This window comes from Streptomyces sp. NPDC017225, from assembly GCF_044331465.1.
GTDB lineage: Bacteria > Actinomycetota > Actinomycetes > Streptomycetales > Streptomycetaceae > Streptomyces.
The window spans coordinates 172,410-190,089 of the sequence record NZ_JBIRNE010000013.1 but is presented as its reverse complement, the minus strand read 5'-3'; the positions used below and the strand labels follow the sequence as shown (position 1 = coordinate 190,089).

The 17,680-nt window shown below is 74.1% G+C and carries 5 protein-coding genes; 4 read left to right on the top strand and 1 reads right to left on the bottom strand.

All coding sequences use genetic code 11. The features are described from left to right. Nucleotides 1-43: 43 nt before the first annotated feature. The gene (locus ACH4NX_RS26655; protein WP_398128958.1) at nt 44-1,681 is read right to left on the bottom strand and encodes a (2,3-dihydroxybenzoyl)adenylate synthase; all 1,638 of its coding nucleotides are present in this window, start codon (nt 1,679-1,681) and stop codon (nt 44-46) included. A 292-nt stretch (nt 1,682-1,973) separates the two neighbouring features. On the opposite strand from ACH4NX_RS26655, the gene ACH4NX_RS26650 reads away from it, so the two are divergent. Genes ACH4NX_RS26650 through ACH4NX_RS26635 form a run of 4 tightly spaced genes read left to right on the top strand, consistent with a single transcriptional unit; the run spans nt 1,974 to nt 17,672 of the window. After that, a complete protein-coding gene (locus ACH4NX_RS26650) occupies nt 1,974-8,828 on the top strand; it encodes an amino acid adenylation domain-containing protein (RefSeq protein WP_398128987.1) in 6,855 nt (2,284 codons plus the stop codon). Continuing rightward, nucleotides 8,825-14,404, top strand: a complete 5,580-nt coding sequence (locus ACH4NX_RS26645; protein ID WP_398128957.1) for an amino acid adenylation domain-containing protein — start codon at nt 8,825-8,827, stop codon at nt 14,402-14,404. Before ACH4NX_RS26650 ends, ACH4NX_RS26645 begins: the two co-directional genes overlap by 4 nt. Continuing rightward, on the top strand, nt 14,401-15,552 hold the full coding sequence (locus ACH4NX_RS26640) for a saccharopine dehydrogenase NADP-binding domain-containing protein (protein ID WP_398128956.1): 1,152 nt from the start codon (nt 14,401-14,403) through the stop codon (nt 15,550-15,552). Before ACH4NX_RS26645 ends, ACH4NX_RS26640 begins: the two co-directional genes overlap by 4 nt. Further along, nucleotides 15,549-17,672, top strand: a complete 2,124-nt coding sequence (locus ACH4NX_RS26635; RefSeq protein ID WP_398128955.1) for a Gfo/Idh/MocA family oxidoreductase — start codon at nt 15,549-15,551, stop codon at nt 17,670-17,672. Before ACH4NX_RS26640 ends, ACH4NX_RS26635 begins: the two co-directional genes overlap by 4 nt. The last annotated feature ends 8 nt before the right edge of the window (nt 17,673-17,680 follow it).

Here is a 17,680-nt window from a genome sequence, read left to right as displayed (position 1 = left end):
AGCAGGAGCGCCCCCGTCACCGGGCGCTCCTGCGCGCCACGCCTTACGGCCGGGGCAACTGCCGTGCCAGCGCCGTCTTGTCGACCTTCCCGACCGCGGTGAGCGGAAGTCCGGGAACCTGTACGACCTCGTCCGGCGCCTTGTACCCGGCCAGCCCGCGCTGCCTCAGGAGGGCGGCGACCTCACGTGTGCCGGGAGCCGCGCCCGCGCAGACGACGAAGGCGACCGACCGCTCCCCCCATCGCTCGTCCGGCACGCCGACCAGCGCCGCCGCGGTGATCGCGGGATGCGCCAGCAGCTGTTCCTCCACCTCCACCGCGGCGACCTTCTCGCCGCCACGGTTGATCTGGTCCTTGATCCGCCCCACCACCACGAGGTGACCGGACGGCAGCCGCCGCACCACGTCTCCGGACCGGTAGTAGCCGTCCGGGGTGAACGCCGTGCGGTTGTGCTCCTCGGCGCGGTAGTAGCCACGCAGTGTGTACGGACCCCGGGTGAGCAGCTCACCCGCCGCACCGTCCGGCACGGGCCTGCCGTCGGCGTCCACCACGAGCACCTCGTCGTCCGGCGAGACGGGCCGGCCCTGGGTGGCGTGGACGAGGTCCTCGGGGTCGTCGAGTCGGGTGAGGTTGATCAGACCCTCCGCCATGCCGAAGACCTGTTGCACGGTCACCCCGAGCGCCGGCCCGAGCCTGCGGGCGTGGTCCTCGGGCAACCGCGCCCCGCCGACCTGGACGACCGAGAGGCTTTCGAGGTCCCAGGAACCCGACGCGGCCTCGTCCATCCAGTGGGGGACGAGCGGCGGGGTCAGCGAGGTCAGGGTCACGCCCTCCCGCTCGACGAGGGCGAAAGCGGTCTGCGGGCTGGGGTCGGGCGCCACGACGACGGTTCCCCCGGCCATGAGGGTGCCCAGCACACCGGGGCAGGCGAAGGTGAAGTTGAACCCGAGGGGAAGCACCGCCAGGTACACGGTCCGCGCGCCGAGTGCGCAGACCTCCGCGCAGGCGCGCGCGTTGTAGGAGTAGTCGTCGTGGGTGCGCGGGATGAGTTTCGGAAGTCCCGTGGTGCCGCCGGACAGCAGCAGGAGAGCGACGTCGGCGGCATCCGCCCGGCCGTCGTCGGGGCCGGGCCCGGACGCGGACGGCGCGTCGGTCCGCAGCGCCTCGAAGGAGACGAACCCTTCGTCGGTGCCGGGCTCCCCGACCACGACGACATGCCGCAGCGAGCCGCCCGGCCCCTGCTCCGCCCGTACCTCGCGCATCAGTTCCCGGTGGTCGAACCGGGCGTGCCGGTCGGGCACCACACAGGCCACGGCGCCCGCCACACGCACCAGATGGCTGATCTCCCGGCGCCGGTGGCCCGGCATGGCGTGCACCGGAACGGCACCGAGCCGCTGCAGCCCGAACCACACGAGCACGAACTCCGCGCGGTTCGGGAGCTGCACCACCACGCGGTCACCCCGCCCGATCCCGAGTCCCCCCAGTCCGCGGGCGACCCGGTCCGCCTCGGCGTCCAGCTCCGCATAGGTCCACCGCCGGTCGCCGTCGACCAGGGCGACGCGCCCTCCGTGGCCGGCCGCACCTTCGCGCAGCCGGGCGCCGAAGGTCGTTCCCTGCCAGTGTCCGGCGGCTCGGTAGCGCGCCGACTCGGCCTCGGACCAGGTCCGTCGAGTCTCGGTCATGGGGGCCTGCCTCTCATTGCCGGGCCTCTGGCTCTGGCGCCAAGTCCCGTCATGTGATTACGATGTGAATCATAGAAATGATAATCATTTTTATTTAGCGGGGGGAAGTGACCCCGCGCGGAGGGCCCCGGCGTCGGCGGCCTTCGACGTGACTCCCACCCCGTCCGACCGGAAGGCAGCACCAGTGAGCGATGAAGCAGTCGTCCAGGCGTGGACAGCGGAGGAAGGCTCCGGCAGTCGTGAGCTCCACGCGTCCTCGGCGGTGCGTGAGACGGTGGCACGCGCGCTCCGGATGGCGCCGCAGGAGTTGGACGACGACCGCGACCTCTTCGAGCTCGGCCTCGACTCGCTGCTCCTGATGTCCCTGGTCGGTACCTGGCGGCGAGAGGGCAGCACGGTCACCTTCCGGGACCTCACGAGCAGTCCGACCCTGCGGGACTGGACGACCCTGCTCGCGCGGACGCGCAGCGGCGAGGCAGCCCCCACCACGGCCCCGCCCGCCCCGTCCGCGCCGCACGACGCGGCGGCGACCGGGACGGAGCCGGACTCCTTCCCCCTGGCCACGATGCAGCACGCCTACTGGATCGGACGCCAGGACGGACAGCCCCTCGGCGGCGTCGCCGCGCACTTCTACGTCGAACTCGACGGCCACGAGGTCGATCCGGCCCGGCTCGACACCGCCGTGCGGGCGCTCGTGCTGCGGCACGGCATGCTGAGAGCCGTCTTCGACGAGGACGGCCGTCAGCGCTTCGGCGCTTCGGGCGCGCCGCTCACCGTCCACGATCTGCGGGGGCGCACCCCCGACGAGGCCGAGTCGGAGCTGGCACTGCTGCGTGAGCGCAACACCCACGCCCGCTCGGACATCAGCGCCGGCGACGTCTTCCGCACGGCCCTGTGCCTGCTCCCCGACGGCAGGACCCGTCTGCAGATCGACCTGGACATGATGGCCGGTGACGCGCTGAGCCTGCGGGTCCTCCTGTCCGACCTGCGCCGTTTCTACGAGTCTCCCGACGACCCGCCGCGCGAGCTCGGCCTCGACTACCGGCGCTACCTCGCGGAGCACGACGTCCGCAGGCGGGCCGAACGCGAGCAGGACGCCGCCTGGTGGCGCGAGCGCCTGCCGGACCTGCCACGGGCCCCACGGCTGCCGACGACCGTCGACCCCCTGACCCCGGTCAGCGCGGACGACAGTACGCTGACCCACTCCCGCCGCCTGCACCACTGGCTCGGCCCCGCCGACAAGGCCGCGCTCGTCGGCGCCGCCCGCCGGCACGGCCTGACCCCCGCCGCAGCCCTCGCCACCGCCTTCGCCGAGGTGATCGCCGCCTGGAGCGACAGCCGGCGCTTCCTCCTCAACCTGCCGCTGTTCGACCGGGAGATGTTCGTACCCGAAGTCGCCGGTCTGGTGGGCGACTTCAGCAGCTCGGTCCTGCTCGACGCGGACATGAGCGCCTCCCTCCCCTTCTCCCGGCAGGCCCACGGCCTCCAGGAACGTCTGCGGGAGGGCATCTCCCACGGTGCGTACGGCGGCGTCGAGGTGCTCCGCGACCTCGCCCGCGCCGAGGGAGTCCCGGTGCCGGCTCCGGTCGTCTACACCAGCGCCATCGGACTGGGGGAGATCTTCGAGCAGGACGTCCAGAAGTCCTTCGGACGCCCTTCCTGGATCATCTCGCAGGGCCCGCAGGTCTACCTGGACGCCCAGGTCACCGAACTCGACGGCGGCCTCCTCCTCAACTGGGACGTCCGGGACGGCGTGTTCGAGGCCGGCGTGCCCGACGCCGCCTTCGACGCCTACCGCCGCCTCGTCACGCGTCTGGTGCGCGACCCCGACGCCTGGGCCCGGCCGGTGGACGGTCTGCTCGCCCCCGACGTCCTGCCCCGGCGCGAGACAGCGGCCCTGCCCCCCACGCCCGTCGCGGACCGCGCCCTGCACACGCGCTTCTTCCGGCTCGCCGAGACCGAGCCGGGCCGTGCCGCGGTCGTCCGTACGACCGGCGACACGATCACCTACGGCGAACTCGCCAACGCGGCACGGAGCGTCGCCGCGCTGCTGCGCGAGAACGGCGTACGGGAGGGCGACACCGTGGCCGTGACCCTGCCCAAGGGCGCCGAACAGATCACCGCGGTCCTCGGCATCCTGGCCGCGGGCGCAGCCTACGCCCCCGTCGGCGTGGAACAGCCCGCCGTACGCCGGCGACGTATCCACGCCGTGGCCCGCGCGTCCGCCGTGCTCACCGACCGGGACCACGCCCACCTGTGCGAGGACATGTCCTCGGCCCCGGTGCTGCTCCTGGAGGACACGTCCGGGACCAGGCCCGTACCGGTCGTCCAGCCGGACCCCGCACTGCCCGCCTACGTGCTGTTCACCTCCGGCTCGACGGGACTGCCCAAGGGCGTCGAGGTGTCGCACCGGGCGGTCGTCAACACCATCGAGGCGATGGAGGACCAGCTCGGGCTCGGCCCCGCGGACCGCACCCTCGCGATCTCCGCGCTGGACTTCGACCTCGCCACCTGGGACATCTTCACCCCGCTGTCCCTCGGAGGCCAGGTGGTGGTCACAGGGCAGGAGCACCGCCGCGACGCCCACCACTGGGCGCGGCTGGTGCGGACGCACGGGGTGACGCTGGTGCAGTGCGTGCCCGCCCTGCTGGACCTGCTGATGGCCGCGGGGGAGGACGAGGGCCTCGGGGACTCCCTGCGCATGGTGCTGCTCGGCGGGGACTGGGTCGGGCTCGACCAGCCCCGCAGACTCCGGGCCCTCGTCCCCGGCTGCCGTTTCGTGGCGCTCGGCGGCATGACGGAGGCCGCCGTCCACTCCACGGTGTTCGAGGTGGAGGAGACCGCCCCCGCCTGGAAGTCCGTCCCCTACGGCGTTCCGCTGCGCAACATGCGGGCCCGTGTCGTGGACGCACGGGGACGCGACTGCCCCGATCTCGTCCCCGGCGAACTGTGGATCGGCGGCCCCGGTGTGGCCAACGGCTACCGGGCGGACCCCGAGCGCACGGCGGAACGCTTCGTCGGCCACGACGGTGAACGCTGGTACCGCAGCGGTGACCTGGCCCGCTACCGGCCCGACGGTGTGCTGGAGTTCCTCGGCCGCGCCGACCACCAGGTGAAGATCGGCGGCCACCGCATCGAACTGGGCGAGGTCGAGTCCGCGCTGGAGGACGACCCCGCCGTCCTGCACGCGGTCGCCTGCGTGCTCGACACACCGGTACGTCACCTCGCCGCGGCCGTGTCCGCCCCCGGCGGGACACCCGACCCGGACGAGGTCCGCCTGCGGGTGGCGGAACGCCTCCCCGCCCACATGGTTCCCGAGCGTGTCCTCGTCCTGCGCGACCTGCCGCTGACCGCCAACGGCAAGCTCGACCGGACGGCCGTCCGCCAGGCGCTGGCCGGGTCCGCCGGCCGGCAGGGCCCCCGTACGTCGGCGCCGGCCGGTCCGGTGGAGGCCACCGTGGCGGCCGAGTGGGCCGACCTGCTCGGCGTCGCCGAAGTGGGACGTGAGAGCAGCTTCTTCCTGCTGGGCGGCGACTCGCTCGTCGCGACGCGCATGATCGGCCGGCTGCGCGCCGCGGGCTTCCCCGGCGCCCGCGTGGCCGACCTCTTCGCCCACCCCGTGCTCCGGCACTTCTGCCGGACGCTGCACCCCGCGACGACCGCCGACGACGAACCGGCACCGGCCGCCCCCGCCGTCCTCGTGCCCGATCCGGACCACGCGCACGAGCCGTTCCCCCTGACGGACGTCCAGGCGGCCTACCACACCGGCCGCGACCCCCGGTTCACCCTCGGCGGCGTCGGCACCTGGCACTACACGGAGTTCGACGGCACCGACGTCGACCTGGGCCGCCTGGAGCGGGCCTGGAACACCCTCGTCCTGCGGCACGGCATGCTGCGCGCGGTCGTCGAGGACGGACACCAGCGCGTGCTGCCCGACGTACCGCCGGTGCGGGTTCCGGTGGAGGAGGCACGTGCCGGCGACGCGGCGAAGGCCCTGGCCGGTCTGCGCGCCCGCCTGTCCCAGCAGGTCCGCGACCCCGCCCGGTGGCCGCTCTTCGCGGTAGAGGCCGTGCGCTACCACGCGGACGAGGGTGCCGACGAGAAGGGCGGCGAGGTACGGACCCGTATCGGTATCGGCCTCGACTACCTCGTGCTCGACGCGCTCTCCATCACCACGCTCTACGCCGAACTGAACGCGCTCTACACCGACCCGGAACACGAACTGCCGCCCGTGGACGTGTCGTTCCGCGACTACCTGACCCGCCTTCCGGCGGACCCGGAGCCGACCGCGCGGGCCCGCGCCCACTGGCAGGCCCGCCTGTCGGAACTGCCGCCGCCTCCCGCCCTGCCCTTCGCCCGGGACCCGGCGACGCTCGGCTCGCCCGTCTTCACGCGGCGCCGGCTGACCCTGCCCGCCGGGGACTGGGGGGCCGTCAAGCGGGACGCGGCCCGGCACGGCCTGACTCCGTCCACCGTCCTGCTCGCCCTGTACGCGGAGGTCCTGGCGGCCTGGAGCGGGACCGACGCCGTGACCGTCACGCTCACCCTCTTCAACCGGCGTGACGTCCACCCGCACATCCACCGGGTGCTGGGCGACTTCACCTCCCTGTCCCTGGCCGGGTACCGGCGCGCGGGCACGTCCTGGCCGGCGGCGGCCGCCGCGCTGCAACGCCGTCAGGCGCAGGACCTCGACCACGCCGACGTGCCGATCGACTGGCTGCTGCGGGAGTACGGCCGGCGCACGGGCACGGTGGACGCCGCCGCACCCGTGGTGTTCACCAGCGCCATCGGCGTCGGGGACGCGACGCTGGCCGGCCCGGGCACCGGGCTGCCCACGAAGGTCTGGGGCATCTCCCAGTCGCCGCAGGTCTGTCTGGACAACCAGGTCACCGAGGAGTCCGGGAACCTGGTCGTCACCTGGGACGCCGTCGAGGAGCTGTTCGCCGAGGGCGTGCTGGACGCGATGTTCGCCGCCTACGAGCGGCTGCTGCGGCACCTGGTGACCGGTGACCGGGAGGCACCGCTCCCCGACCTGGTACCCGCATCCCATTACGAACGGCGGGCCGCCGCGGCACGGGAGGCCGCCCTGGAGCCGGTGGCGCCGCGCCCACTGCACCAGTTGTTCTTCACCCACGCGACGGCCACCCCCGACCGCACCGCCCTCGTCACGACGGCGGGGGAGGAGGTGACCTACGCGACCCTCGCGGGACAGGCGCTGCGCACCGCCACCGCGCTCGGCGACGCGGGCGTGCGGCCGGGCGACCTGGTCGCGGTCACCGTGCCCAAGGGCCCGGAACAGGTCGCGGCGGTCCTCGGCATCCTCGCGGCCGGCGCCGCCTACGTCCCCCTGAGCCTCGAACAGCCCGCCACACGGCTTCAGCGGGTGCACGCCACGGCCGGTTTCGACATCGTCCTGGGGAGCTGGCCCGCCCCGCAAGGCGCCGGCGGCCCCCGCACCCTGTCCTTCGCGGACACGCAGGACCGCGAGCCGCTGCCCGCGCCGGCTGGGACATCCCCCCAGGCCCTCGCCTACGTGATCTTCACGTCGGGCTCCACGGGCGAGCCCAAGGGGGTCGAGATCACCCACGCCGCCGCCTGGAACACGATCGCGGACATCAACGCCCGGCACGGCGTGTCCGGGGACGACCGCGTCTTCGCCCTGTCGGCACTGGACTTCGACCTGTCCGTGTACGACGTCTTCGGCCTGCTCGCCGCGGGCGGCTCCGTCCTGCTGCCCACCGAGGACCAGCGCCGTGAACCGGCCCGCTGGCCGGGCCTGCTGGACCAGTACGGCGTGACCGTCTGGAACACCGTCCCCGCCCTGCTCGACCTGCTGCTCGACGCCGACGAACAGGGCGGACGGGAGGGTGGCCGGATCGGAGGGCTGCGGACCGCGCTGGTCTCCGGCGACTGGATCGGTCTCGACCTGCCGGCCCGGCTGCGGGCCCGGACCGCGAGGCCCTGCGCCTTCGCCGCCATGGGCGGAGCCACGGAAGCCGGCATCTGGTCCAACACCCTCACCGTCACCGAACCGGACCCCCGGTGGGTGTCCATCCCCTACGGACGTCCCCTGACCGGGCAGCACTACCGCGTGGTCGACCGGGACGGCCGGGACTGTCCCGACTGGACGCCCGGCGAGCTGTGGATCGGCGGCGCGGGACTGGCCCGAGGCTACCTGGGCGACCCGGTCCGCACCGCCGAGAAGTTCGTCGAACGGGACGGGCGGCGCTGGTACCGGACGGGCGACCTGGGCCGGTTCCGGGGTGACGGGCTGCTGGAGTTCCTCGGCCGGCTCGACAGCCAGCTGAAGATCGCCGGTCACCGCATCGAGGCGGGCGAGGTGGAGGCCGCGCTGGAGGCGCATCCGGCCGTCGCGCGTGCCGCCGTCGTGGCCGTGGGGGACCGTACCGCCAGGCGCCTGGTCGCGTTCGCCGTACCGCAGGACCTCACCGCGGGCGGCACGCCGGTCGACGAGTCGGCTCCCACCGGGGCCGACATGTCTGTCGGGTCCGGCACGGCCATCGGGTCCGGCACGGCCACAGGGCCCGGCACACCTGTCGAGTCCGACACGGCCACAGGGTCCGGCACGCCTGTCGAGTCCGACACGGCCATCGGGGCCTGCGCCCCCACCGGGTCCGGCACGCCCACCGGGTCCGGCACGCCCACCGGGTCCGGCATGCCCGTCGAGTCCGGCCCACCCGTCGAGAACCCGGCACTCACCGAGGGCCTGTTCGGCCTGCTGGCCGAGCGCGTGCCGGTCTACGCCGTCCCGTCCCGCATCCTGCTCCTGCCCGCCCTGCCCCTCACCGCGAACGGCAAGGTCGACCGGGCCGCCCTGGCCGGCCTCGCGGGCCCGGAGGCGGTCCTCGGTGCCGCCGAGCCGCCACGGGGCGGGACCGAGACGGCTCTCGCCGCCCTCTGGCAGGAGTACCTGCCGCAGGGCGCGCCGGACCGCGACGCCAACTTCTTCACCGCCGGCGGCGACAGCCTCACCGCGCTGCGCCTGCTCACGGCGATCGAGCGCCGCTTCGGGGCCACCGTGCCCGCCCGCCGCTTCTTCGCCGCACCGACCATCGCCGCGCTCGCCGCGGACGTCACCCGAACGCTCGCGGCCCACGGGACCGCCTACGAGACCGGAGAGCTGTGAACATCGCTGAACTGCTGGCCCGATACGCCGACGAGGGCGTGGTGCTGTGGGCCCAGGACGGACAACTGCGTTTCCGGGCCCCGCAGGGCCGGCTCACCGACACGCACCGGGCCGAACTGCGCACGCACAAGGAAGCCCTGCTGCGCCACCTTCAGGCGGGGGAGCACACGCTGCGCGCCGACCCCGGCAACCGTCACGAACCGTTCCCCCTGACGGACATCCAGGCCGCCTACCTCATCGGCCGCACCGACGCCTACGCCTACGGGGGCGTCGGCTGCCACGCCTACGTGGAGCTGGAGTACCCCGACCTGGACGTCGACCGCGTCACCTCCGTCTGGCGGGAGCTGGTCCAGCGGCACGACATGCTCCGCGCCGTCATCCACCAGGACGGATACCAGCGGGTCCTGCCCGAGGTGCCCGCGCTCCCGGTCGGGACCGACGACCTGACCGCGCTGCCGGCCGCCACCGCCGAGGCGCGGACGCGGCGCACCCGAGCCCGTCTGTCCGCCCGCGAGGCACCCACCGACCAGTGGCCCCTCTTCGACGTGCACGTGACCCGGACCGCCGAGCGGGCCGTGCTCCACCTCGCCTTCGACATGCTCGTCGTCGACCACGCCGGCCTGCGCGTCCTGCTCGCGGAGTTCCAGCGGAGCTACGGCGGCACCGCCTTGGCCGACGCACCGCGGATCACCTTCCGCGACTACGTCCTGGCCCGCCGCGCCCTCGCCGACACCGACGGCCACGCCCGCGACCGGGCCTACTGGACCGAACGGCTCGACACCCTGCCGCCCGCCCCCGAACTGCCCCTCGCCGAGGACTGGGAGGCCGCCGTGAGCGGCCCGGGCAAAGAGGGCCGCACTCCGGCCCCCGGCGACCCGGTGACGTTCCGCCGGCTGGAGGCCCTGCTGTCCGCGGCCGACCGGGACCGGCTCACCGAACGGGCCGCGCGGCGCGGCCTGACCGTGTCGACGGCTCTGCTCACCGCGTACGCCGAGACGGTCGGCGCCTGGTCGCGGACCAGCCGGTTCACGCTCAACGTGCCCACGGTCGACCGGCCCGCCCTGCACGAGGACATCGACCGTCTCATCGGTGACTTCACCTCGCTCGAACTCCTCGCCGTCGACCTCGACGCCCCGGCCACCTTCGCCGAGCGGACCAGGGCCGTGGGGGAGCGGCTCCTCGAAGACCTGGCACACCCGCTGTTCACCGGTTCGGAGGTGCTCGCCGAACTCTCCCGCAGGGCAGGCGCCCCCGTGCTCATGCCGGTCGTCTTCACCAGCGCCCTGAGCACCGCTGTCACCACCGAGGGCGTGCCCCCCGAGGTGACGTACGCCGTGACCCGGACGCCGCAGGTGTGGCTCGACTGCCAGGTCATGTACCGCGGAGACACGCTCAGCCTGTCCTGGGACATCCGGGAGGGAGCGCTCGCCCACGGGGTGGCCGACGCCATGTTCGAGGCCTACACGGCACTCGCGCGGTCGCTGTCGGCCGAGGGCGAGGCCGGTGAGGCCGCCTGGGACGCGCCGGTCCGCACCGCCCTGCCCGAGGCGCAGGCGGAGCGCCGGAGCGCGGTCAACGCGACCGGGGGCCCGCTGCCGGACGTCCTGCTCCACGAGCCCGTACTCGCCCGGGCCCGGACCACACCGGACGCGATCGCGGTCCGCACACCCGAACTGGCCCTCTCCTACCGCCGGCTCGTGGCCCGCGCGAGCCGTCTCGCACAGACGCTGACGGAGTTGGGACTGCGCCCCGGGGAACCGGTGGCCATCTGGATGGACAAGGGCTGGGAGCAGGTCGTCGCCGTCTACGGCACCCTCATGGCGGGCGGCGCCTACCTGCCCGTCGACACGGCCCAGCCGCCCGCCCGCCGGGACACGATCATCGCGGACGCGGACGTCCGCACCGTCCTCACCCAGTCCTGGCTCGCCGAGCTCGAAGACCTCCCGGCGACGGTGACGGCCGTGGCCGTGGACCTCGTCGAGGAAGCCGCCGGGGACGGTACGACAGCCGCCGCCCACCGGGGTCCCGACGACCTCGCCTACGTCATCTACACCTCGGGCTCCACCGGCACGCCCAAGGGCGTGATGATCAGCCACCGGGCCGCCCTCAACACCGTCGAGGACATCAACCGCCGCTTCGCCGTCACCGAGCGCGACCGCGTTCTCGGCATCGCGGGACTCGGTTTCGACCTGTCCGTCTACGACCTGTTCGGACCGCTCGCCGTGGGCGCCACCCTCGTCCTGCCCCGGGCCGACCGGCGCGGCGACCCCTCCCACTGGGCCGAACTCGTCCGCGACTTCGGCGTCACGGTGTGGAACTCCGTGCCGGGCCAGCTCCACATGCTGTGCGACTGGCTCCGCTCCGAGCCCCCCACCGACGACGGATCACCGCGACTCGCGCTGATATCCGGCGACTGGATACCGGTCTCGCTGCCCGACCAGGCCCGTGAACTCCTGCCGGACCTGGAGATCATCTCCCTCGGCGGAGCGACCGAGGGCTCCATCTGGTCCATCGCCCACCCGATCGGCGAGGTGGACACCGCCCGACCGAGCATTCCCTACGGCAAGCCCCTGACCAACCAGACCTTCGCCGTGCTCGACCGGAACCTGCGGCCACGGCCCGAGTGGGTCCCGGGTGAGCTGTACATCGGCGGCGCCGGGGTCGCCCTGGGCTACTTCGGCGACGAGGAGCGCACGGCACAGCGGTTCCCCACCGACCCCGCCACCGGAGAGCGGCTCTACCGCACGGGTGACCTCGGACGGTACCTGCCCGACGGGACCATCGAGTTCCTGGGCCGGGAGGACGCCCAGATCAAGATCCGCGGCTACCGGGTCGAACTCGCCGAGGTGGAGGCCGCCGTACAGGCCCACCCGGCGGTCGCGGCGGGCGCGGTCGTCGTCGACGACTCGGCGGCGGGCGGGCGACGCCTGGCCGCGTTCGTGGAGACGGCACGCAAGGACGGCGAGACGCCGCGCGAGGACGCCGAGCGCGGGAGGGCGCGCCAGGGCGGCGGCGGGCCCGCCGTGACGAGCCGCGAACAGGCGCGCGCGGCGGCCGCCGGCGCCGTACGCGAGGCCTCCGCGGCCGTCGACGCCGCACGGCTCGCCGACTTCCTGGCCGCCCTCGACGAGGCGGCGATCGCCGAGATGACCCGGGTCCTCGCCGCCTCCGGAGTGTTCGACGGGGGAGCGGCACGCACGGCACAGGAGGTGGGCACGGCACTGCGCGCCACACCCCGCCACCGGCACATCGTGCGCCGCTGGCTGCGCGCCCTCGCCGCCCGGAACCGGCTCACCCACCAGGACGCCGACGACACCTACACCGGCCTCGTCCCCGTCTCCGCGGCCGAGGCGGAGCGCCGCCGGCGGCTGGCCGCCGACCTGGAGCACGAGATCGGGTGGAGCACCGAACTGCTCACCGTCATGCGCACCTGCGCCGAGCGGCTGCCCGAGCTGATCTCCGGGGAGGTCGGCATCCGCGATCTGCTCTTCCCGGGCGCGGCGACGGAGGCCGCGGACGCCGCCTACCGGGACAACCTCGCCATCCGGCACCTGAACCGCGCGGTGGCCGCCGCGCTGCGCGAGATCGCCGCGAACCACACCGGCGAGGAGCGGCTGCGGGTGCTGGAGGTCGGCGGCGGCGTCGGCGGCACCACCGGGGAACTGGTGCCCGTCCTCGCCGAGTACGGCGTCGACTACCTGTTCACGGACGCCTCGGCGTTCTTCCTGAACGAGGCTCGCGAGCGCTTCGCCGACCACGCCTGGGTCCGCTACCGGCGTTTCGACATCGACGAGGATGCCCGCGCCCAGCACCTGCTGCCCCACACCTTCGACGTCGTGGTCTGCGCCAACACGCTGCACGCCGCCGCCGACGCGGACGCCGCCGTGGGCAGACTGCGGGAACTGCTCGTGCCGGGCGGACAGCTCGTCTTCGTGGAGAACACCCGCGACGAGAACCTCCCGCTGCTCGTCTCCATGGAGTTCCTGGAGGTCGCCGGCCGGACGTGGACCGACGTGCGCGAGCACACCGGGCAGTCCTTCCTCACCCACGCCCAGTGGCGCGACCTCCTCGACGCACACGGCGCGTCCGAGGTCATCTCGCTGCCCGACGCCCCAGACGCCCTGGCACTCACCGGGCAGGAGGTCTTCATCGCCACGATGAAGGACGACCGGCACCACGTGCCGGTGGGGGAGCTGGCCCGCACGGCGGCCACCCGGCTCCCGGAGTACATGCTCCCCTCGGTGTGGCAGGTCGTCGACACCCTGCCCCGCACGGCGAACGGCAAGACCGACCGGGCGCGCCTGCGGTCCTGGCTGCCCCGGGAGAGCGCACCGGTCGTCGTGGACGAGCGGCCGAAGGACGAGCTGGAAAGCAGCCTGGCCGACCTGTGGACGGAACTCCTCGCGGTCGAACGCGTCACCCGCGACGACGACTTCTTCGACCTCGGCGGCGACTCGCTCCTGGTGGCCCGGATGGTGGGCCGGCTGCGTGAACGGATACCGCGGGCGGCGGACCTGGAGTGGGAGGTCGTCCTGCGCCACATGCTGCGCCGCCCCACGGTCGCGGGTCTGGCCGGGTTCCTGCGCGGCGTGGCCGGTCCGCAGGACGCCCCCGCGGCCGGGTCCGTGCGCACCGACCCGGTGATCCACCTGCACGGCTCGCGGTCGGAGGACGAGCCGACGACCGTGCTGGTGCACGCGGGAACCGCGACGATCATGCCGTACCGGGCGCTGATCACCGAGATCAGGCGACGCTCGCCGGGCCTCGCCGAGGTCGTCGGCGTGGAGGTCCCGGACCTGGACGGCTTCCTCGGCGCACCGCCGGACGGACTCATCGAACAGATGGCGGCCGACTACGCGCGAGCCCTGACGGCGGACGGCCGCAGCCGCTTCCACGTCATCGGCTACTGCCTGGGCGGCCTGATCGCCACCGAGGTGGCCCGCGATCTGGCCGAGTCGGGAGCGGAGGTGGAGAGCCTCACCGTCATCAGCAGCCACAGCCCCCGCTTCCGCCTGGACGACGAACTCCTCGCCGAGTACTCCTTCGCCGTCATGATGGGCATCGACCCGGCCGACCTCGGCTTCCCGGACGACCAGTACCGGGTGGCCGCGGCGGCCGACGCCGTCCTGGCCGCCAGTCCCGGTGTGCTGCCGGACGGCGGACTCGCCGCACTGCCCGAGGAGTTCGAGGACGTCGCGAGCCGCTTCCGGCGACTGGCCGACGTTCCCCGTGCCACCCGTATCGCCCGGATGTGCGAGGCGGTGCCGGCCTCGGCCGGCACCTACGAACCCGACCACATGACCCGGCTCTTCCTCGCCTTCCGCCAGAGCGTCTTCGCCATCACCCGTTACGACGCGGAGCCGTACGCGGGGGACATCACCTTCCTGCGCCACGACGGCGCCTACCCCTTCCCCGGCAGCAAGGACGCCGTCACCGCCTACTGGGAGGAACTGGCCCTGGGAGACCTGGACATCGTCGACATCGGCGGCGACCACTACACCTGCCTGTCCGTCGAGCACGCGCCCGGCATCCTCAAGACCCTCGCGGAGCTGACCCAGGGAGCGATCACCCGATGACCGGACCCGTGATCGGAGTCCTGGGCGCCTCCGGAGCGGTCGGCCGGGCAGCCGTACGGGAACTGCGCGCACTCGGCCACACCGGGCTCCGCCTGGGCGGCCGTACCGCGTCAGCCCTGGGCGCGGTCGCCGAGGAGGACCCCACCGGCCGTGACGAGACGGTGTGGGCGGACGCCACCGCACCGGACGGCCTGCGCGCCTTCACCGACGGCTGTGACATCGTCCTCAACTGCGCCGGCCCCACCTACCGGCTCCGCGCCACGGTGGCCTCGGCCGCACTCGCCGCCGGAGCGCACTGCGTCGACGTGGCCGGGGACGACCCGGCCGCCGAGGACCTCTTCGACGCCGGCGACCCGGCCCGCGACGGCCGCACGGTCGTCCTGTCGGCCGGAGCCCTGCCCGGCCTGTCCAGCCTGCTGCCCCGCTGGCTGGCCGGGCAGGGTCTGGACAGCGCCTCGGCGCTGACCGCGTACTGCGGCGGCCTGGAGACCTGCTCGCCGACGGTGGCGCACGACCTCATGCTCTCCCTCACCTCCGGAGGCGCGGACGGCGAGGCCTACGGTGAGGCCCTCGCCGCCGTCCGCGCCGGCCGGCGCGTCCCACGCGCCCTGCGCACGGCCGAGGACACCGAACACCGCGCCTTCCCCGGCCGGGTGGCGCTTCAGCCCTATCTCAGCGGGGAGAGCGAACGCCTCGCCACCGTCCTCGGCCTGGACCGGCTCGACTGGTACAACGTCCACCCCGGTCCCGCCGTACGCGCGCTGCTCAACCTGCTGCCGGGCCGACTCGCCGCCGGTGACGACCCGGCCGGGCTGGGGGACCGGCTGATCCTCGCCGCCGACCTCGACCTGGCCGGTCGGGCGCCCTACTACGTCATGGACTTCGAGCTGTCGGGCACCGCGTCCGGGCGGCCGGCCACCGCGGGTCTGACCCTGCGCGCCGCCAGCAGCTACCGGCTCACCGCGGCCGTGGGCGCGCTCGCCGTGGACGCGGTGCTGCGGGCCGAGGTAGCGGCGGGGGTGCACTTCGCCTGCGACGTGCTGGACCCCGGCACCGTGGTGCGGCACCTGCGCACCCGGGGAGCCGCGGAGCTCCGGCCGGCCGGAGCGGCGGCCGGCTCCGAGCAGGTGGAAGAGGGCGTGCTGTGAACACACCGACGCCCTTCCGCGTGCTGGTCTGCGGCACCAACTTCGGCCGCTTCTACGCCGAGGCGGTACACCGCCGCCCCGGATACGAGCTGGCCGGCATCCTGAGCCGGGGTTCGGCCGCCTCCCGGGCGTACGCGGAACGGCTCGGCGTCCCCCATTACACGGACGCCGACGACCTCCCGGCCGGCATCGACGCCGCGTGCGTGGCGGTCAGCTCCTCCATCTCGGGCGGTCAGGGCACCGACCTGGCCAGGGCGCTCATGGACCGGGGCATCCACGTCCTCCAGGAGCACCCCGTCCACCTCACCGAGCTGACGGACAACCTCAGACACGCACGCCGCCGGGGAGTGCGGTACCGCCTCAACACCCACTACCCGCACGTCGCCCCGGTCCGCGGCTTCATCGACGCGGCCCGCAGGCTCGTCGCGCGACAGCGACCGCTCTTCGTGGACGCCGCCACCCCGGTCCACCTGATGCACCCCCTGGTGGACATCCTCGGCCGGGCGATGGGCACGCTGCGGCCCTGGCGCTTCGCGGACCCGGCGCCGCTGCCCGCCGGGACCGGTCCGCAGCCGTTCCGCTCGCTGCACGGAGTGTTCGCCGGCGTACCCCTCACCCTGCGGGTGCAGCACCAGCTCGACCCGTCCGACCGGGACAACCACGCCCTGCACTGGCACCGCGTCTCCATCGGCACGGAGGGCGGAGTCCTCACTCTGGCCGACACCCACGGGCCGGTCCTGTGGAGTCCCCGTCTGCACATCGGACGCGACGCCGACCGGCGCTTCGTCCTGGACGGGCCGGGCACCGGCCGTCTCGGGCTCGCCACCACGTCCGTCGTCGGAAACACGGGAACCTTCCGCACGGTCTTCTCCGACCTGTGGCCGGAGGCGATCGGCGACGCCCTCGACGGGCTCCGCGAGGCCGTCGCGCAGGGCGGCGACGCCCTGCGCACGGGTCAGTACGACCTGGCCGTGTGCCGCGTCTGGACCGACCTGGCGGCACGGCTCGGACCGCCCGAGATCGTCCGTCCGGCCACCCCTCGGCCCCTCGCGGTCAGCGACGTCGTCCCCGCCCCGGAGCAGACCCGCGCCGACACGGACCGCCCCCGCGCCGACACGGACCGCCCCCGTGCCGACCGGCCCCGTGCCGACCGGCCCCCCGTCGGTGCGCGGCCCGGCGGCGGACACCCCGGTGCGGAGACGCCGCCCGCCCCTGCGGACACCTCGCCCTACAGCCCGTCGGCGGAGTTCTTCGACCTCGTCGCCGCCGAGCACACCGCGACCGGCAGCGCGCCCGCGATCGCCGCGCTCCTCGCCGACGCCGACCTGAGCACCGGACCGGTGGTCGACATCGGCGCCGGCACTGGCCTGGTGACCGAGGCCGTGGCCCGTGCCCGGCCGGACGCCGAGATCCTCGCCTGTGAACCGGCGGTCGGCATGCGCGCCGTGCTCACCAGCCGGGTCTTCAGCGATCCGGACCTGCGCTCCCGCGTCACCGTCACCGCGGACGCGGCTCCCGACCTGGATCTGCCGGACCGGGTCGGCGTCGTCCTGCTCTGCGGAGTCCTCGGCCACCTCGACGCCGACGAACGAGCCCGGCTCTGGCGACTGGTGAGGCGGCGGCTGGCCCCCGGCGGGCTCGTGGTCGTCGAACTCATGCAGTTCGAGGAGCCGTCGACTCTTCCCGAGACCAGGCTCGCCACCGCCACCGCCGGACGGCACCGCTACGAGTGGTCGTTCGCCGGCGCACCGGACGAGACGGAGGACGGCGTGATGCGCCTGCACTCCACCTGGCGCGTCTACCGGGACGACGCCACGGAGGCGGAGCGCGAGGTGCGCGACTCCTACCGGTGGGCGCCCTTCGGACTGAAGGACGTGGTGGCCGAGTCCGGGATGACCGCACGCGCCCTGCCCACCCGTCCCGGGGCGCCCCCGCTGGCCGTACTCACCCGAGCACCTGACGCGCCTGACGCGCCTGACGCGCCGGACACGGCGAGTGGACCGGCCCCGCCGAAGGCGCGCACCGCGCCCGACGGCCCGGGCACACCAAGCGCCGCCACCCCGTTCGCCTCCGCCTCCATCCGTACGTCCACCTCCACTTCCACCTCCACCGAGGGCTGAGGACCACC